16 protein-coding genes, 1 tRNA gene and 2 rRNA genes are annotated in these 17,313 nt (G+C 41.6%); 17 read left to right on the top strand and 2 right to left on the bottom strand.

Going from position 1 to position 17,313, the window contains the following annotated elements; genetic code table 11:
* The 7 genes from BLT18_RS15925 to BLT18_RS15895 all read left to right on the top strand — a co-directional run.
* Positions 1-125 (top strand): 23S ribosomal RNA (locus tag BLT18_RS15925); the annotation flags it as partial.
* Between the two features lie 102 nt (positions 126-227).
* Positions 228-344, top strand: a 5S ribosomal RNA gene (rrf, locus tag BLT18_RS15920).
* A 260-nt stretch (positions 345-604) separates the two neighbouring features.
* Complete coding sequence (locus BLT18_RS15915; protein ID WP_091276238.1) at positions 605-1,804, top strand: NRAMP family divalent metal transporter; 1,200 nt, start codon at positions 605-607, stop codon at positions 1,802-1,804.
* Positions 1,805-1,826: 22 nt separating this feature from the next.
* Entirely contained in the window at positions 1,827-2,570 is a 744-nt protein-coding gene (gene pxpB / locus BLT18_RS15910; RefSeq protein WP_091276235.1) for a 5-oxoprolinase subunit PxpB, read from the top strand.
* Positions 2,560-3,330, top strand: coding sequence for a LamB/YcsF family protein (locus tag BLT18_RS15905; RefSeq protein WP_091276233.1), 771 nt, complete (start codon positions 2,560-2,562; stop codon positions 3,328-3,330). The genes pxpB and BLT18_RS15905 overlap by 11 nt, the downstream gene beginning before the upstream one ends.
* Positions 3,327-4,289, top strand: a complete 963-nt coding sequence (locus tag BLT18_RS15900) for a 5-oxoprolinase subunit C family protein (protein WP_245705298.1) — start codon at positions 3,327-3,329, stop codon at positions 4,287-4,289. Before BLT18_RS15905 ends, BLT18_RS15900 begins: the two co-directional genes overlap by 4 nt.
* Positions 4,290-4,306: 17 nt before the next feature.
* Positions 4,307-5,449, top strand: a complete 1,143-nt coding sequence (locus tag BLT18_RS15895; RefSeq protein ID WP_091276230.1) for a trans-sulfuration enzyme family protein — start codon at positions 4,307-4,309, stop codon at positions 5,447-5,449.
* A gap of 72 nt (positions 5,450-5,521) precedes the next feature.
* Here the strand turns inward: BLT18_RS15895 and BLT18_RS18420 are convergent, their stop codons facing one another.
* A complete protein-coding gene (locus BLT18_RS18420; RefSeq protein WP_175487567.1) occupies positions 5,522-5,665 on the bottom strand; it encodes a hypothetical protein in 144 nt (47 codons plus the stop codon).
* A gap of 155 nt (positions 5,666-5,820) precedes the next feature.
* Here BLT18_RS18420 and BLT18_RS15890 point away from each other — a divergent pair.
* From BLT18_RS15890 to BLT18_RS15860, 7 genes are all read left to right on the top strand, one after another.
* A tRNA-Met gene (locus BLT18_RS15890) sits at positions 5,821-5,897 on the top strand.
* A gap of 461 nt (positions 5,898-6,358) precedes the next feature.
* Positions 6,359-7,351, top strand: a complete 993-nt coding sequence (gene thiL, locus BLT18_RS15885; protein ID WP_245705297.1) for a thiamine-phosphate kinase — start codon at positions 6,359-6,361, stop codon at positions 7,349-7,351.
* Between the two features lie 32 nt (positions 7,352-7,383).
* Positions 7,384-7,857 carry a tRNA (adenosine(37)-N6)-threonylcarbamoyltransferase complex ATPase subunit type 1 TsaE gene (gene tsaE, locus BLT18_RS15880; RefSeq protein ID WP_091276226.1) on the top strand — a complete coding sequence of 158 codons (474 nt, stop codon included), beginning with the start codon at positions 7,384-7,386 and terminating at the stop codon, positions 7,855-7,857.
* Positions 7,838-8,548 (top strand): tRNA (adenosine(37)-N6)-threonylcarbamoyltransferase complex dimerization subunit type 1 TsaB, encoded by a 711-nt coding sequence (gene tsaB, locus BLT18_RS15875; protein ID WP_091276223.1) that lies wholly within the window; start codon positions 7,838-7,840, stop codon positions 8,546-8,548. The genes tsaE and tsaB overlap by 20 nt, the downstream gene beginning before the upstream one ends.
* Entirely contained in the window at positions 8,541-9,017 is a 477-nt protein-coding gene (gene rimI, locus BLT18_RS15870) for a ribosomal protein S18-alanine N-acetyltransferase (RefSeq protein ID WP_245705296.1), read from the top strand. Before tsaB ends, rimI begins: the two co-directional genes overlap by 8 nt.
* On the top strand, positions 8,986-10,014 hold the full coding sequence (gene tsaD / locus BLT18_RS15865; RefSeq protein ID WP_091276222.1) for a tRNA (adenosine(37)-N6)-threonylcarbamoyltransferase complex transferase subunit TsaD: 1,029 nt from the start codon (positions 8,986-8,988) through the stop codon (positions 10,012-10,014). The genes rimI and tsaD overlap by 32 nt, the downstream gene beginning before the upstream one ends.
* Before the next feature lie 727 nt (positions 10,015-10,741).
* Positions 10,742-12,838 carry a hypothetical protein gene (locus BLT18_RS15860; RefSeq protein WP_091276219.1) on the top strand — a complete coding sequence of 699 codons (2,097 nt, stop codon included), beginning with the start codon at positions 10,742-10,744 and terminating at the stop codon, positions 12,836-12,838.
* A 43-nt stretch (positions 12,839-12,881) separates the two neighbouring features.
* On the opposite strand, the gene BLT18_RS15855 is transcribed toward BLT18_RS15860, so the two are convergent.
* Positions 12,882-14,828, bottom strand: a complete 1,947-nt coding sequence (locus BLT18_RS15855) for an ABC transporter ATP-binding protein (protein WP_091276218.1) — start codon at positions 14,826-14,828, stop codon at positions 12,882-12,884.
* Between the two features lie 286 nt (positions 14,829-15,114).
* On the opposite strand from BLT18_RS15855, the gene BLT18_RS15850 reads away from it, so the two are divergent.
* From BLT18_RS15850 to tatC, 3 genes are read left to right on the top strand one after another with little or no spacing between them, the layout of a single operon-like run.
* Positions 15,115-15,759: a redox-sensing transcriptional repressor Rex gene (locus BLT18_RS15850; RefSeq protein ID WP_091276215.1), complete on the top strand. Its 645-nt coding sequence runs from the start codon at positions 15,115-15,117 to the stop codon at positions 15,757-15,759.
* Positions 15,760-15,786: 27 nt separating this feature from the next.
* Positions 15,787-15,981 (top strand): twin-arginine translocase TatA/TatE family subunit, encoded by a 195-nt coding sequence (locus BLT18_RS15845; RefSeq protein WP_091276214.1) that lies wholly within the window; start codon positions 15,787-15,789, stop codon positions 15,979-15,981.
* An 18-nt stretch (positions 15,982-15,999) separates the two neighbouring features.
* Complete coding sequence (tatC, locus tag BLT18_RS15840) at positions 16,000-16,776, top strand: twin-arginine translocase subunit TatC (protein WP_091276212.1); 777 nt, start codon at positions 16,000-16,002, stop codon at positions 16,774-16,776.
* The last annotated feature ends 537 nt before the right edge of the window (positions 16,777-17,313 follow it).

Raw genomic sequence — 17,313 nt, 5'->3', positions numbered from 1 at the left:
AGATGAGATTTCCCATAGCGCCAAGCTAGTAAGACCCCTTGCAGATGACAAGGTTGATAGGTCTGAGGTGGAAGCGTGGTGACACGTGGAGCTGACAGATACTAATCGGTCGAGGGCTTATCCAACACAAAGGAAAGCGCCTCGAAGGGGCTCTTCGCATTCGTTATGCAGTTTTGAGGGAGCAATCCCATCTATATAAAGAACAGGATGCATATCCTGTACCCAAGCCTGGTGGCGATAGCAAAGAGGTTCCACCCGTTCCCATGCCGAACACGGAAGTTAAGCTCTTTTGCGCCGATGATAATGAAGGGGAAACCCTTTGTGAAAGTAGGACGCTGCCAGGCAAGCGCTAAGCTGTCAGATTATACTCTGACAGCTTTTTTGTGTATGAAAGTTTGTTGGGGCTGTTATCATTTTCCCTTTTCTAGAAGGAAAAAGCCGCCGTTTCTCTATCCTTTTCATCCTTTAACATTGATGGTAAGCAGATGTGTTAAAATACTTATACAATATCGGTCTGTCTGAGTTCCTTCTATTTGTCGGTACATATTTAACCTTTGTCAGGGAAAATTACGTAGAGGGTTATTCTTAGTTGGAGGGAAACAATATGAGTGAACAGGCAGATCGGAAGAAACGAATAAGCATTATGGCAGGAGCTGCTTTTCTTATGGCGACGTCTGCCATTGGACCAGGATTTTTAACACAAACCTCCGTGTTTACAGAAGAATTGCTGGCAAGCTTTGCTTTTGTTATATTGGCATCAATTATATTAGATATTGGTGCACAAATGAATATTTGGCGAATTATCGCTGTCTCAAAAATGAAAGGACAGGATATCGCTAATGCGATAGTGCCGGGGCTAGGTTACATAGTTGCTTTTTTTATTGTACTAGGCGGGCTGGCTTTTAATATTGGAAATGTTGCCGGGGGCGGCCTGGGATTTAATGCATTAACGGGACTTTCTACAACAATGGGGGCAATCGTGACAGCGATTATCTGTATTATCATTTTTGTTTATAAAGAAGCAGGGGCTGCTATGGATCGTATTGTGCGCTTGCTTGGTGCTCTCATGATTCTTCTGACAGCGTATGTCATGATTGTGAGTTCTCCGCCTTACGCTGAAGCAGCATTGCGTACGTTTGCTCCTGCGGAAATTGATATTATGACGATTATTACAGTAGTAGGAGGAACTGTTGGCGGGTACATTACGTTTGCTGGCGGCCATCGAATGCTTGACGCGGGTATTTCAGGGAAGGAAAATTTGCGTTATGTTACTAATACTTCTGTTGTTGGTATTGTTGTAGCTTCTATCATGCGTGTTATTTTATTTTTGGCTGTGCTTGGTGTTGTTTCCGCCGGGGTCCGTCTGCAACCGGAAAATCCAACGGCGACTGTCTTTTTAACAGCGGCTGGGGATGTAGGTTTGCGTTTGTTTGGACTGGTATTGTGGGCTGCTGGTATTACTTCTGTGGTTGGAGCAGCTTATACGTCTGTCTCCTTTTTGACTTCTTTTCACCCAAGTATCGAAAAATACAAAAGATATTGGACGATTGGTTTTATCTTGTTTTCTACGCTAGTATTTACGATTGTCGGTGAACCTGTATTTTTATTAATTTTTGCAGGAGCATTTAACGGTTTGATTCTGCCGCTAACGCTGGGTTCTGTGCTGCTTGCGGCTCATTCGAAAAAAATTGTCCACGATTATCGCCATCCCTTATGGATGACTATATTTGGTGCGGTTGTGGCAGTCGGGACTGCTGTATTAGGAGTGCGCACGCTATGGATACAGTTCACTAACTTCTTTTAATAGGAAAAAGAGGAGATATATTATGTCACGTATTTACATAGAAGCAATGGGAGATAGCGCCTTTAGTGTCGTGTTTGGTCATTTTATTTCGAAAAAAGTGAATCAGCACATTCGAACATTTCTTGCTGTACTAGATGCAAAACAGCTGTATGGCGTGTCAGAGTGGGTACCCTCTTATACATCGGTAACAGTCTATTATGATCCTGCGAGGGTGTCCTATACTGCGTTAAAAAAAGAGTTAGAACAATGTATAGGCGAAATGCAAGATGCTGTTCTTCCCCATGCTAAGGTGTATGAAATCCCGGTTGGTTATGGAGGAGAGTACGGCCCGGATTTAGAAAAAGTGGCTGAACATAATCAATTGCAGCCAGAACAAGTAATTGAACGACATACTGCAAATCCATACTTAATTTATATGTTAGGATTTACTCCGGGTTTTCCTTACCTTGGGGGAATGAACGAGTCACTTTCGACACCGAGATTAAAGACACCTCGTTCACTTGTAAAAGCAGGTTCTGTTGGAATTGCTGGAGCACAAACCGGTATTTATTCTCTGGACAGCCCAGGCGGCTGGAATATCATTGGACGTTCTCCTGTTAAATTGCTGGATATGAAACATACGCAGCCAGTATTATTAGCAGCAGGGCATTATATCCGATTTATTTCTGTTTCTGCAAAGACGTATCAATCGATTGAACAACAAGTGTGCGACGGGACATACGAGGTGAAGGTGGATGAGGTAAAGGAGGAAGATTATGACGCGTAAAATAGACGTGAACAGTGATTTAGGAGAGAGCTTTGGTGTTTATAAAATCGGCGAAGATGATAAAATGCTGAAGCTTATTACATCTGCAAATATTGCTTGTGGTTATCATGCAGGAGACCATAACGTGATGGCTCAAACAATACGATTAGCGAAACAGGAAGGTACTGCTGTAGGAGCACATCCAGGTTTTCCTGATATAGCTGGTTTTGGCCGGCGCAAAATGGAAATGGATCCTGAAGAAGTGTATCATTTGGTTATTTATCAAGTAGGAGCATTATACGGATTTTGCCGTGCACAAGACATACAGATGCAGCATGTGAAACCACATGGTGCTTTGTTTAATATGGCTAGTTCCGATGAAAAGCTTGCTGAAGCGATTGCTAAAGCCATCTATGATGTGGATAAACATCTCATTTTATATGGCCTTTCAGGAAGCAAGCTCATCCAAGCTGGTGAGCAGCAAGGATTGAAAACAGCAAATGAAGTGTTTGCAGACCGGACGTATCAGCCCGATGGCACATTAACACCGAGGCACTATCCTCATGCTGTTATAGAAAACCCAGAAGAAGCGTCAGAACACGTTTTGCAGATGGTTGCCAATCAAGAAATAACGGCAGTAGACGGCTCGGTAATGAAAACAAAAGTGGATACGATTTGTGTCCACGGTGATAATGCTAAATCCCTCTCATTTGTCAAACAACTCCTTTCTATTTTGAAAGAAAATAATATTACCATACAATCGGCGGGGGAAAGCCTATGACAATGGAAGCCCTTTGTTATGTAGAGAAACCAGGCATGCTTACTACCATACAAGACTTAGGCCGTTTTGGTTACCAAAGCCAAGGTATTCCGCCAGCAGGAGTAATGGACTATTATTCCTTCACAATTGCAAACATGTTGACGGGAAATCATCTGCGTGAAGCAGTATTGGAGATAACAATGACAGGACCAACTTTACATTTTTTACGAGATGCAACACTTGCCATCACAGGAGCAGACTTGCAGCCTTATAAGAACAAGGAACAGGTATCTATGTGGAAATCATTTAATGTTCAAAAAGGAGATAAATTGTCATTTAAAGGTCCTAAGCAAGGAGCTAGAGCTTACTTGTCGGCAGCAGGCGGCATACAAGGAGATGAGGTATTAAACAGCAAATCAACGTATATAAAAGCAGGATTTGGCGGGATGGAAGGCAGACCATTGAAAAAAGGAGATTATGTGTCTTTTACGGTTCCTTCAAATCCTGTTACATCTGGCAAGGGGATACATGTTGATTTGATGCCTTCTTATGCTGATCAACAAGTGCTGCGTGTTGTAGATGGACCGGAGCATTCATCATTTAGCAAAGACGGCCTGGAGCATTTTTATTATGCTGCTTATACTGTTACTAATGAATCAGATAGAATGGGAATTCGATTAAAGGGTCCCGATGTCACACAGAACGATTCAGCAGATATTCTATCTGATGCTGTTACATTTGGTACTATTCAGGTGGCATCAGATGGACAGCCGATGATATTAATGGCAGATCGACAAACAACGGGAGGATATACGAGGATTGCTAATGTCATCACGGTGGATTTGCCAAAGGCTGCTCAGCTGCTCCCGGGTCAAGAAGTTGTTTTCAAAAAAGTAACTATTGAAGAGGCTCATCGATTTTTATTACAAGAGAGAAAACAGTTTGCAAGCCTAGCATTTGCACTTGACCAGTATTCATGAAAGCAGGGGTGGAGAGCATGAGTTTTCAACATTTTAATACAAAAGCAGTTCATTTTTCATCTTATGATGGGGGAAAGAATATTAGTAAGACCAAGCCGATTTATCAGACTTCTGCTTTTTCTTTTAAAAGCTTAGAAGACATGGAACAGTTTTTTCAAGGAGAAAAAGACTACCTGTATTCCAGGTATAACAATCCAAATACAGATGACCTTGGCTATGGCACTGCCCAATTAGAAGGTGCACCAGCGGGGATTGCTACATCATCAGGGATGTCTGCAATCTTAACAGGAGTGTTAGCAGCAGCAGCACCGGGCGATCATATAGTCGTGCCCTTGGACTTATATGGAGGTACATATCAGCTGTTTCAGCAAGAGTTACAAGAATGGGGCATTGAAGTTACGGTGGCAGATTTCAGGGATCCAAGTAATATAGAAGCTGCCATTGAGTCCAATACAACATTATTATATGCTGAGTCTGTCACGAATCCGTTGCTGCGGGTAGAGAATATAGAAGAACTTATTACTATTGCGAGAAGACATTCTTTATACGTGATGATTGACAACACATTTGCTACACCCTGTTTTTGCCAGCCTTATTCATTAGGAGCGGATATAGTTGTGCATAGTGCAACGAAATATATTGGCGGGCATAGTGATGTAACAGCAGGCATATTAACGGGCCATCGCGATATGATTCAAAAAGCAAAACAAAGAGTAATCAATTTAGGTGCCAACTTAAGTCCTTTTGAAGCGTGGCTTGCTTGCAGGGGATTGAAAACGCTGAGTGTTCGCATGGCCAAACAAGCTGAAAACGCAGCAGCGCTTGCAGAATGGTTTCAGCAGAAGAGCAATGCATTAGTGTATTATCCAGAAACGTTATCAGAACAAGGAAACGGTGCTATGGTAACCATTGATTTAGGGGAACATTATGACGTGTCCCGCTTTTTTCAATCACTTGATTGGATCAAAATTGTACCGACACTAGCAGGTGTTGAAACAACCGTTTCGTATCCATTGAATACATCACATCGCACAGTGCCGGATGCTATTCGAAATGATTTGGGTATTACAGAGGGCACCGTAAGAATTTCTGTGGGTATAGAAGATGCCAGAGATATTATTGATACATTTAGGCATGCCTTGCATCAAGCCAAAAAATAACAAAAACCACTGCCGCTGTTTCTTACAGCGGCAGTGGTTTTTATCAGCAATATTTGGGGAGGGCTTGTCTTTTTACGATGATTGATGAAGAGAGTTGATTAAATCCTGGTAAATACTTATATTATCGGTTAGCAAGAATATCGGCAGAAACACAAAGGTTGCCAGTACCACGAGATTTGCTAATAAAGCCGAACGCAAGTACTTCCAGGTTTGCATATAACAGCCTCCTTTATCAGGATTCTGAATATTCTTTCATACAATGTAACATCTTTGTCACATATTAACAAGAAAAAATAAAAAGTTAGCTTGCATTGATTTGTCTGCTGTGATATATTAATAAACGTGGCGTTAAGAAATATTATTTATCACATCGCGGGGTAGAGCAGTCTGGTAGCTCGTCGGGCTCATAACCCGGAGGTCGAAGGTTCAAATCCTTCCCCCGCAACCAAATGACAATTATCTGTGTAATGAACGCAAAGCCTGGAAAAGGCTTTTTTTTTATATTTTAAGGCGGTTTTCCCTTTATAGCGTGAAAAAAGATTCTATGAAGTTTGTTGGGGTTATCATTATCTACTCCCTTTCTGGTTAGATGGCTTTTCAAGCTCGCTTGCTGCGGACAGTGTTTCAGTTCAGCGGAACACAACACTCCGATGGGTCTTCAGCTGTTTTCTTTCCAGCGAGCATCTCCCTTGATTGCCATTAACCAGGCAGTGGATAAAAAGCATCTAATACAATATATTCATCTTACATATTTGTATTAGAACCCAAAACAATGAATGTTTCGAATAGAACAAGTGCGATTTGTTCTATGAGCAGCAGTTGTTGTACGTGAGTATGGTGATTGATAGAAAGTAAATATCTATGCCTTAAAACTGGTTAAACATCAACTTTTTTATGAGGGTGAGAGCCGTGCCAAATGATGAATTTCAGTGGATACAACAACTTACACCAGACCGCCATGTGCAAAAACATGTAATAGAAGGCATTGGGGATGATGCGGCGGTGTTTGGTACAGAATCCGGATATTATCAGCTTCTTTGCGTAGATACTATGATTGAAAACGTTCATTTTAAGAAAAAAACAATGAGTCCAGAAGATATTGGCCATAAAGCATTGGCAGCTAATATCAGCGACATAGCAGCGATGGGTGGTATTCCTGTTTTTTATGTTGTGTCGATTGCTGTTCCGTCGACATGGACGGATGAGGAATTACATGGTATTTATAAGGGTATGTCGAATATAGCGGATACTTATCAAATGGATATGATTGGCGGGGATACCGTCTCTTCTCCGCATGAACTTATGGTTTCCATTACAGTATACGGCAAGGTAGAGCAAGATGCTTCGCTTGTGCGAAGGAATGCAAGACCTGGTGATTACGTTTTTCTTACTAGTCCAACCGGACGTTCAGCAGCAGGTTTAGAACTATTGTTAAAAAAAGGAAGACTTTCTGACTTTAATGATAGAGAAAAAGCATTAATTGCCTGTCACCAGCGTCCCATCCCCCACGTACAAGCTGGAAGAGCGGCAGCACAGACAAAAGCGCGCATTGCTTTAAATGATATTAGTGATGGGTTAGCAAGTGAAGCTTTTGAGTTAGCCGAAGCCAGCAATGTTATACTGGAGTTGTATAAAGATCAGATTCCAATTGCTGCAGAGTTGAGATTATACAGTGAAAAAGACTGCTGGAACTGGATTTTGTATGGCGGGGAAGATTTTGTTCTTCTTGGAACAGTCAGTCCAAGTGACTGGCCGCGTTTACAAGAGGCCATGAAGCAGCAGTCCATAGAGACATATTGGATTGGTGAGGTAAAAGAAGGCAGCCCGCATGTTATGCTTACGGATCAGTCCCATACAAAAATATTACAAAAATCAGGGTATAATCATTTTAGACCAACATAAAACCTGCGCATGAAAGTTAGGTGAAACAGACGATGCAGCTGGAAAGGAAAAGCTACTCGCCGCAAGACACCATCCACCTTGCAAAACAGATTGGCACGCTGCTTCAACCGGGGGATGTGCTAACACTGGATGGAGAACTAGGCGCTGGCAAAACACATTTTACGAAAGGTATTGCCTCTGCACTTGGCATAAAAGAAATGGTAAACAGCCCGACCTTCACCATTATGAAAGAATATGAAGGAAGACTTCCATTATACCACATGGATGTTTATCGGTTAGAAGAAGAAGAAGCAGAAGAAATAGGACTGGAAGAATACTTAGAAGGAGATGGCGTCTCTGTTATCGAATGGGCAGATAAGATTACATCTTTGCTGCCTCCTGAGAAGTTAGAGATTACATTGGGAAGAGAAACCGACACGACAAGAGTGATTCAGTTACATGGTGTTGGAGATAGGTTTATTGGGTTATTGAAGGAGTTAGAAAAACATGAAGATGTTAGCGATTGATACATCGACACACGTAATGAGTGTAGGTGTAGGAGAAGATAATAAATTACTAGGGGAGTATACAACCAATTTTAAAAAAAACCATTCTGTTCGACTTATGCCAGCTATTGATCACTTGCTGCAGGAATTAAATATACAACCAGCAGATCTTGACGGCATTGCTGTTGCAAAGGGGCCTGGTTCGTATACAGGTGTACGCATTGGCATTACAACAGCAAAGTCGATGGCGTGGGCGCTAAATATACCAGTATATGCTGTATCCAGTTTGGCTGTACTTGCTCAAAATGCAAAGTATTTTTCGGGATTTATCTCCCCTTTTATGGATGCAAGACGAGGGCAGGTATACACGGGTTTGTACAAAGCTGATAACGGAGTTGTACAGCTTGTTGAAAAAGACCGTATTATCCTCTTGGACGATTGGCTCAGGTTATTAAAAGATAAAGATAAACCAGTATTATTTTTAGGACAAGACTGGGATATGCATGAGCACTCTATAAAAGAAGCACTGCAAGATAAAGCATGGAATGGGGATTTTTCTTCTGCCACACCAAGAACAGGAGAGCTGCTGCAGCTTGCATATACCCAAGGTGCTCCGTTATCAGCTCATGAAGTTGTCCCAGAGTACACACAATTAACCGAAGCGGAAAAAAAGTGGCAAGCGGCTAACAAGGGGAAAAAGAAACATGAGTAGTCCAGTCATCCGCTTTATGGAAGAAAGTGATATTGAAGGTGTTCTTCGCGTAGAACATGATGCTTTTCAAATGCCTTGGACAAGGTATGCCTTTGTTAATGAAATTATAAACAATCAATTCGCCCACTATCTCGTTGCAGAACAGAAGAATGAGATAGTCGGATATTGCGGAGTGTGGGTTATTATTGACGAGGCGCATATTACCAATATTGCAGTACATTCTTCTTATCGAGGACAAAAAATTGGTGAAATGTTATTAACAAATGCACTGGATATGGCTTATGCATATGGTGCCAAAACAATGACTTTAGAGGTGAGAGTCAGTAATGCTGCGGCTCAGTCATTGTACAAAAAACTAGGCTTTCAAGCAGGTGGAATTAGAAAAAGATATTATACGGATAATCATGAAGATGCTTTAGTAATGTGGGTGAATATACATGAATACAAACAAGCAGCAAAAAGAAAATGAAATTATTCTAGCCATTGAAACAAGTTGTGATGAAACAGCAGCAGCTGTCGTGCAGGGTGGTCAGGAAGTTTTGTCTAATGTTGTGGCTTCACAAATTGAAAGCCATCAACGGTTTGGCGGGGTCGTACCAGAGCTTGCATCACGTCATCATACGGAAAACATTACGTTTGTTATAGAAGAGGCGATGGAAAAAGCAAATATAACATTTGAACAATTAGATGCAGTGGCTGTTACCGAAGGGCCAGGATTAGTTGGCGCGTTATTAGTAGGTGTCAATGCAGCCAAGGCTGTTGCTTATGCACATCAACTCCCGCTTTTGCCGGTGCATCACATTTCCGGCCATATCCAAGCAGCCAGACTGCTGCGTCCATGGCGCTATCCCGCACTTTCTCTCGTTGTTTCTGGAGGGCACACCGAGTTAATTCTTCTAAAAGACGAAGGGGAATATGAAGTGATTGGACAGACGAGAGACGATGCGGCAGGCGAAGCATATGATAAAGTGGCTCGCACCTTGGAGCTTCCTTATCCTGGAGGACCGCAAATTGACCGATTGGCGGAAAAAGGAAACAAGACATTAGATCTGCCGATTGCGTGGTTAGAATCTGATTCCTTTGATTTCAGTTTTAGTGGTTTGAAATCGGCAGTTATTAATACCCTTCACAATGCTAAACAGCGTGGAGAGACCATCCGTCCAGAAGATATGGCGGCGAGTTTTCAGCACAGTGTCGTTACCGTGTTAACCGAAAAAACAAAGCGGGCTGCGTCACAACATCATGTGCAGCAAGTTGTCGTGGCTGGCGGTGTAGCTGCAAATAATGGTTTGCGTTCAGCTCTTCGTGATGCGTTTTCCGATTCGGATATTGAATTAACCATTCCGCCATTGTCTTTATGCACCGATAATGCAGCGATGATTGGGGCAGCAGCTCATGTACAGTGGAAAAAACAACATACCGCGAATTGGGATTTAAATGGCGTCCCCGGCTTGGCTCTCACATAAAGGATCAAGTTTTTTCAGCTCTTCCTTTCCGCGTTCATGGCTCTGCAGGTCCGTTGGCTGCGGACAGTACTTCCGTTTATCGGGAAAAATGACCCTGCTGAGTGCTCGTAAAGAATCCATTTGTTAGATGCAATCTGAGAATCACATGGAAAAATATATGTTAAAAAACAGAAATATGCAGTAAAACGTACAGTATCATTCACTCAAAAAAGAGTTTGGAATTTTTCTTTTCCAAGCTCTTTTTTTATTCTTCAACAAACCGCACTCGTTGATTAAAGAAAAAGGAAGCAATGATAAATCCAACAATTATGACAAGGATAAGAATACTCACCTCTTTTCATCTAAGATTGTTAACAAAGTCTGCAAGACCGCCGCGGTCTGCTTCTGGGTTCGGTGAAAAGCCGAGTTTTTATGAATAGGAGGCAGGTGTTTTAGTATATTTCCGCTGTTTCTGGACTTTCTTAGAACAGGAAACTTGTGATTAGCAAGTGCATGAATAAGGAATATTGAGGAAAAATAACAACGGGGACAACAAACTTGTGGATAATGTGGAAAAGTTTGTTGAAAACCTATAGAACAGTCATGCCATTTGTTAACATTTTATCTGTGGATAAATCGTTATTTTTGTGTATAAGTGTGTACTTTCCTGATATAAAAGTGTTTATATGTGTATAAAACTGTGGATATTGTGGATATGTTTAAATTTTTTGAAAGGAATAGAATGGGTATGGTAAAGACATGGGGATGTGTGTTGTGGATTACCGTTATGAATATGCTCGCTTTTCCTTTCATTAGTGAAGCAATGCCGGAAAGTACTGGTGATAATGCCAAACATGCTGTTTTAATCATTGTTCCAGGCTTGTCATATGACGGCTTTTTTGAGCTTATGAACGAACCGGCTGCTCCTTCCTTGTGGACAAGTGCAGATATGATTATGTTAAATCGTGTAGCAGATGGGCGTGTCACCCCTGTTAGCGAAGTACTTACGCTAAGCAGTGGTATTCGAGCACAAGGCATAGACGGAGAACCTCCTCTGTTAAAGCAAGGTGAACCACAAGAGAAAGAATATACATATTATTACCCATCCTTTCATGAATGGAAACATGCTAATCAACAAACGACTCATCAATCCCAGCTGGGTCTGCTTGGAGAAGTTTTGCAAACAAACAATGTTCACACCAGTTTTATTGGCCACAGTGACATCTACGATGAAAATGTGTCGTTTGCTCCTTTTTTTACGGTCAATACACGCGGGGAAACAGCTGGCCGCCGTGATACGGGCGTTATCACAGATCACGGGGCTCCAGGTGGGTACCGGATGGACACGGAGAGTGCGCTGAAACAAATCTCTGGCATACAGAACCGTTATTTATCCACATGGACAGTCGTTGAATGGGGAGATATATACAGGCAGCGTCACATCATGGCCAATGATACAAATAGAAAAGAAGCTATATCACACTTGGCCCAATTTATAACAGCGGTCCGGCAAAACGATGCTCCTATCTTTTTATTGGGAGTGGCACCACCTGTGGAAGATATGAAAAAAGGGTTGAAAATGGTACCGTTTGTTAAATGGGAACAAACAGAAAGAGAAGTCCCTGCTTTTTTATATTCAGATACAGTAAAACAAGCTTACATTGGAAGTGGTATTGATGCGGCACCTACGTTTCTGCAGACATTTCACATCGAAACGCCAGAACGTTGGAGGGGGAATGCGCTGTATCAAAAAAATATAGGCGGACAGGTGAATTCTTTCTACGATGAAACATCCGGAGCTGCAGCTATACACAAGACCCGTGCACCGGTTCTTTCTAGTTACATTACGCTGTTGGCACTGTTGTTAGTGATTGGATTTGTGTATGGGAAATGGAAGAAGAAAAATAACTCGACGGCGCTTTATATAATAAAAAGTGCGGTGCTTGCTGGAATGATTTCTCCGCTTTCGTTTACGCTGGCACCACTGTTTTTTGGCAGACAAATTATTTCAGTTCCTGTTTATTGTGCGGCGGTAAGTATTTTTTCGGTTGGCTGTGGTCTGCTTTTAGCAAAATGGTATCAAGAAAAAGCTGTTTGGATCGTGTCTTTCGGGCTGGTGGCCATATTAACTGCTGACCTTCTATTAGGTGCACCACTTATTCAGCGGTCTTATCTTGGCTATGATCCCTTAATTGGTGCTAGGTACGGCGGCATTGGAAATGAATTGGGCGGATTTTTTGCCGCAGCCAGTGTGCTGGCGGTGGAACCGTGGTGGAGAGACAAAAAGAAAAGAATGTGGATAGTAGTTTTCTTTTTTCTTGTCATTCTTGGTTCCAGCAGTTTCGGAAAAAACGCGGGTGTGATGCTGGCATCGGGACTGATGTTTGCAAGCTTGCTTTTGATATCGAAGCAAAACAGCCGCATTACTATTCAAAGACTGCTCATGTATACGCTGGTGGCGCTTTTAAGTTTACTTGGCATGTTGTGGCTGTTCCAGCAATTTGGCGGGCCATCTCATATCGGAGGGGCGTTTCAGCTGCTTTTTAATGGAGAATGGCGTGAAATTTTGGGCATTATCTGGCGGAAAATGCAAATGAACATAAAAATTATTATGCACTCAAACTGGACAAAACTACTGCTGACAAGTTATATTATTTCTCTATTATATCTGCTTTTCCAATCCAATCATACCTTTAAGCCGTCACAGCAGGATGTGTTGCGAGCAGGAGCGGTAGGGTCTGTCTTTTTACTGCTGTTAAATGATTCAGGGGCGGTGGCTGCAGCGACATCCATGTTTTATTTGTTGTGTGCTCGGTATGTATGGTCTTTTAAAGATGAAGAGTGATACAAAAAGAATCCGCCATGGTTAAGCGGATTCTTATTACTTCTTACGTTTCTTCTAGCTGCAGGGATTCCCAATTATTCATTTTTTCTTCAAGAGATGATTTGGTGTCGTTGATTTGTTGTTGTATGCTGTCGGCTTTTTCGTGGTTTTCATATACTTCAGGCTGCAGCATGTCTTCTTCTAAAGATGCGATGGCCTGTTCTAAGTCTTCGATTTCTTGTTCAATTTTTTCAATCTGCCGCTGCCGTTTTCTAGCTTCTTTTTTCGCTTCTTTTTCTTGAATATATGCTTGTTTATCTTGTTGTTTATCATTAGAATGCTGTGCTGCTGTTTGTCCTTGCTGCTGGGCATGCAGCTGCCGGCGCTGTTCTTCTTCGTCTTTTTTCATAAGGTAGTAATCATAATCACCGAGGTATTCTTTTGGACCATCCTCACTTAATTCCACAATCTTTGTAGCCATACGATTTAAAAAGTAACGGTCATGAGAGACGAACAACAAGGTGCCTGGATAGTCCAGCAGCGCAGATTCTAAAACTTCCTTGCTGTCTAAATCCAGATGGTTGGTTGGCTCATCGAAAATTAAGAAGTTTGCCTGTTTCATCATAAGCTTTGCCAAAGCTAATCTTGACTTCTCCCCGCCGCTCAGCTCAGGCACCTGTTTTAATACATCATCGCCGCTGAACAGGAAATTGCCCAATACGGTTCGGATATCCTTTTCAGGAGTCAGTGGATAATCATCCCACAGTTCATGCAAGACATCTTTATTGGAATGAAGATCTGCTTGTTCCTGGTCGTAATACCCAAGGGATACTTTACTGCCAAATGTAATCGATCCTTGAACTGGAGCAATCTTGCCGGCAATGGCTTTTAGCAAGGTAGATTTTCCAATCCCGTTTGGCCCAATTAAAGCAATGCTTTCTTGTTTTTTTACCGACAAATTCATATTGTTTATAATTGACTGTTCATCGTTGTACGCTACACTCACATTATCGATATGAAGAACTTCATTGCCGCTTTGCCGCTCAATATCAAACGAAAATTTAGCTGACTTTTCTGCACCATCTGGTTTTTCTATCCGTTCCATTTTTTCTAACTTTTTGCGGCGGCTCTGTGCTCGTTTCGACGTAGAAGCCCGAACAATATTACGCTGAATGAAATCTTCTAGTTCCGCTACTTCTTTTTGCTGTTTTTCAAATGCTTTTAATTCCTGTTGATAGCGATTGGCTTTTTCTTCGAGATAGTAGCTGTAATTGCCCTGGAACACATGTACTTTGGTTCTGGTTACTTCGTACACTTTGGAGACAATTTTATCTAAGAAATAACGATCGTGGGAAACAATAAGCACAGAACCATTATAATTAGCTAAATAGTTCTCCAGCCAGCCGAGTGTTTCGATATCGAGGTGGTTTGTCGGCTCATCAAGAACAAGCAGTTCTGGTTTTGATAGTAATAGCTTCCCAAGAGCCAGGCGGGTCTTTTGCCCACCGCTTAAAGAAGAAACAGGTGTGTGATAGTCAAATTCGGCAAATTTTAACCCAGCCAGAACACTTCTAATGTCTGCTTCATATTGATAACCGCCGTGTTCATCAAAATCGTGCTGTAATTGGTCGTATTCAGCGAGTACCTTTTCATAAGATTTTTGATCGTTGTATACGTTAGGATCGGCCATCTTCACTTCAAGGCGGCGAATCGTTTTTTCCATTTGCTGAACCTTGGTAAACACGGTCAGCATCTCTTCCCAAATAGAGCGGTCAGATTGAAGGCCTGTGTGCTGGTCAAGGTATCCTAATTGAATTCCTTTTGGTGTGATGATTTCACCGGAATCATAGGTCATTTTTCCAGCTATAATTTTGAGAAGTGTACTTTTGCCCGCACCATTGCGTCCAACTAGTGCCACTCTTTCATTAGCTTTTATTTCTAATTTCACATTATCCAGTATTGTTTCTGCACCGAATGACTTGGTGATATTAGAACATTGCAGAGCTATCATGTTCGTTCATCCTTTGTTCGTTAAGGTTTTTCTATTGTCCAGTTTATCTTACATTGTATAAAAATGCGATGACTGACAATCAATGAAGCAGAAGGGAATCATGACATGTTCATGAACAATCTGACAAAAAGCAACTTGATGTTACATGAGACGAAATATTAGTGTACAATAGGAAAGAAGGTAAAGCAGATCCAGCCCGTATAAGTAAAGCAAAGATTCTTTCTTCTATTTTGGAAGTGATATACTAAAGAACATATCAACGATGAATGACTTGTTGGAGGCTGCCATGAACATAGATCAACAAAAAATACCACAAGCAACGGCAAAACGTTTGCCGCTGTATTATCGATTTCTAGAAAATTTGTATGCGTCTGGTAAAGAACGTGTATCTTCCACCGAACTTAGTGAAGCAGTAAAAGTAGATTCTGCTACGATTCGCCGGGATTTCTCTTACTTTGGGGCATTAGGAAAAAAAGGATATGGATACAATGTAGACTACTTGCTGTCTTTCTTTCGGAAAACGTTAGACCAGGATGAAGTGACGAAAATTTTCCTGATTGGTGTTGGGAATTTAGGGACGGCTTTGCTGAAGTATAACTTTTCCAAAAGCGATAATACCCAAATTGTGTCGGCTTTTGATGTGAGAGAGGAAATAGTTGGCCGGGAAATCAGTGGTGTAGAGATACATGATTTTGATACAATAAAACAAGTGAAAGAACACGTGGATGCATCGGTGGCTATCTTAACAGTGCCGGCAGCTGTTGCTCAAGAGGCAGCGGATTGTCTGGTTGAGGCGGGAATAAAGGGGATATTAAACTTTACTCCTGCCAGACTGACTGTTCCCGAACATATTCGCGTCCATCATATTGATCTTTCAGTGGAACTGCAAACCCTTGTGTATTTTTTGAAAAACTACCCTTTAAACGGATAAAAATTATTATGTGTGGAGGTGGAAGGTATGCCTTTAGGTCCAGGAAGTATTGCTTTAATTGTACTGGTAGCTTTGCTTATTTTTGGTCCGAAAAAACTGCCCGAACTTGGACGAGCTGCCGGCAATACGCTTAGAGAATTTAAACATGCTACAAAAGGGCTCGCTGAAGACGATGATGATACGAAATCAAAAAACAAACAACATTCTAGTGCAGACAAGTAAAAGATAGGCGGGTACAACATGGCTCACAAAGACATGTCCATTTATGAGCATATTGGTGAACTTCGAAAACGGCTAATGATTGTGGCAGCGTTTTTTCTTGCTGCCATGATTTTTGGTCTGTTTTTGTCTCCGGTGCTCATTTCTTATCTGCAAAACATACCAGAAGCGGAAAGTTTCCCGATGAATGTGTTTAAGCTGACAGATTCGTTAAAGCTGTATATGAACTTTTCTTTTTTTATTGGATTAATCTTAGTTTTTCCGCTGCTTTTGTATCAGCTTTGGGCGTTTGTGTCACCTGGATTAATGGAAAAAGAAAGGAAAGTGACGCTTTCCTATATTCCCATTGCGACGTTTTTGTTTTTTACAGGATTAGCGTTTGCTTATTTTATCCTTTTTCCTAACGTGATTCAGTTCTTAAGTAATTTATCGGAACGTTTAAATTTAACGGAACAATATGGAGTTAACGATTATTTTGGATTTTTATTTCAGCTGACGATTCCGTTTGGTTTCTTGTTTCAACTCCCGGTTGTTATTATGTTTTTAACTCGTTTAGGGCTTGTGACGCCGGCATGGCTGAGAAAAGTACGCAAGTTTGCCTATTTTGTTTTGCTCGTTTTGGCCGGGCTGATTACACCGCCGGAAGTCGTTTCGCATTTAATGGTTACTGTCCCGCTTTTACTCTTATATGAAATAAGTATTGCAATATCAAGATTTTCTTATAAAAAAGTATTAAAAGCGGAACAAGAAAAAGCCGCACAATGGGCAAGGGAAGATGAGGAACGAAAGTTGAAATAGATAGAGTAAAACTGCCTGGGTCCATATCCAGGCAGTTTTTTTGAACGTAGGAAAGTATATGTTTTGATTGTTATTTTAAAGATGTTTCATCCATAAGCTATCCGAAGCAGGAGCGGAAGACGGGCGACTCCAGCGGGAATAGCATGAGGCGAAGACCCCGCAGGACGGGCACCGTTCGAGAAGACTGAGGCCATGCCCGCGGAAAGCGTCCCGTCTGTAGCAGGTGCGTTCTAAAGCAGCAACGTCTACGGTGACAAGGACGGTGGTTGAGTGGGTTTCTCAACCACCGTTTTTCTTATATTCTTTAGTAAAGAGGGAACTTCCCAATGTACAAAAAACACATCTTCCATTCACCTCAGCGTCTGTATGAGAACTTTTTTGTTTCACTTCGGTTCCGAGTCGCCAGTGAGCTTGCATGTTCAGCAGGTTGTGTTCTACATAGATTCGCCCGGTTTTCATCGTATTCGCACTTTTCTAAAAAAACAAAGGAAGATACATGCATAACAGCGAATATATTTAACAGGGGAGAACAAGAAA

Source organism: Alteribacillus persepolensis, assembly GCF_900099605.1.
Taxonomy (GTDB): Bacteria; Bacillota; Bacilli; order Bacillales; family Marinococcaceae; genus Alteribacillus; species Alteribacillus persepolensis.
This window is presented reverse-complemented; position numbering and strand designations above follow the sequence as displayed.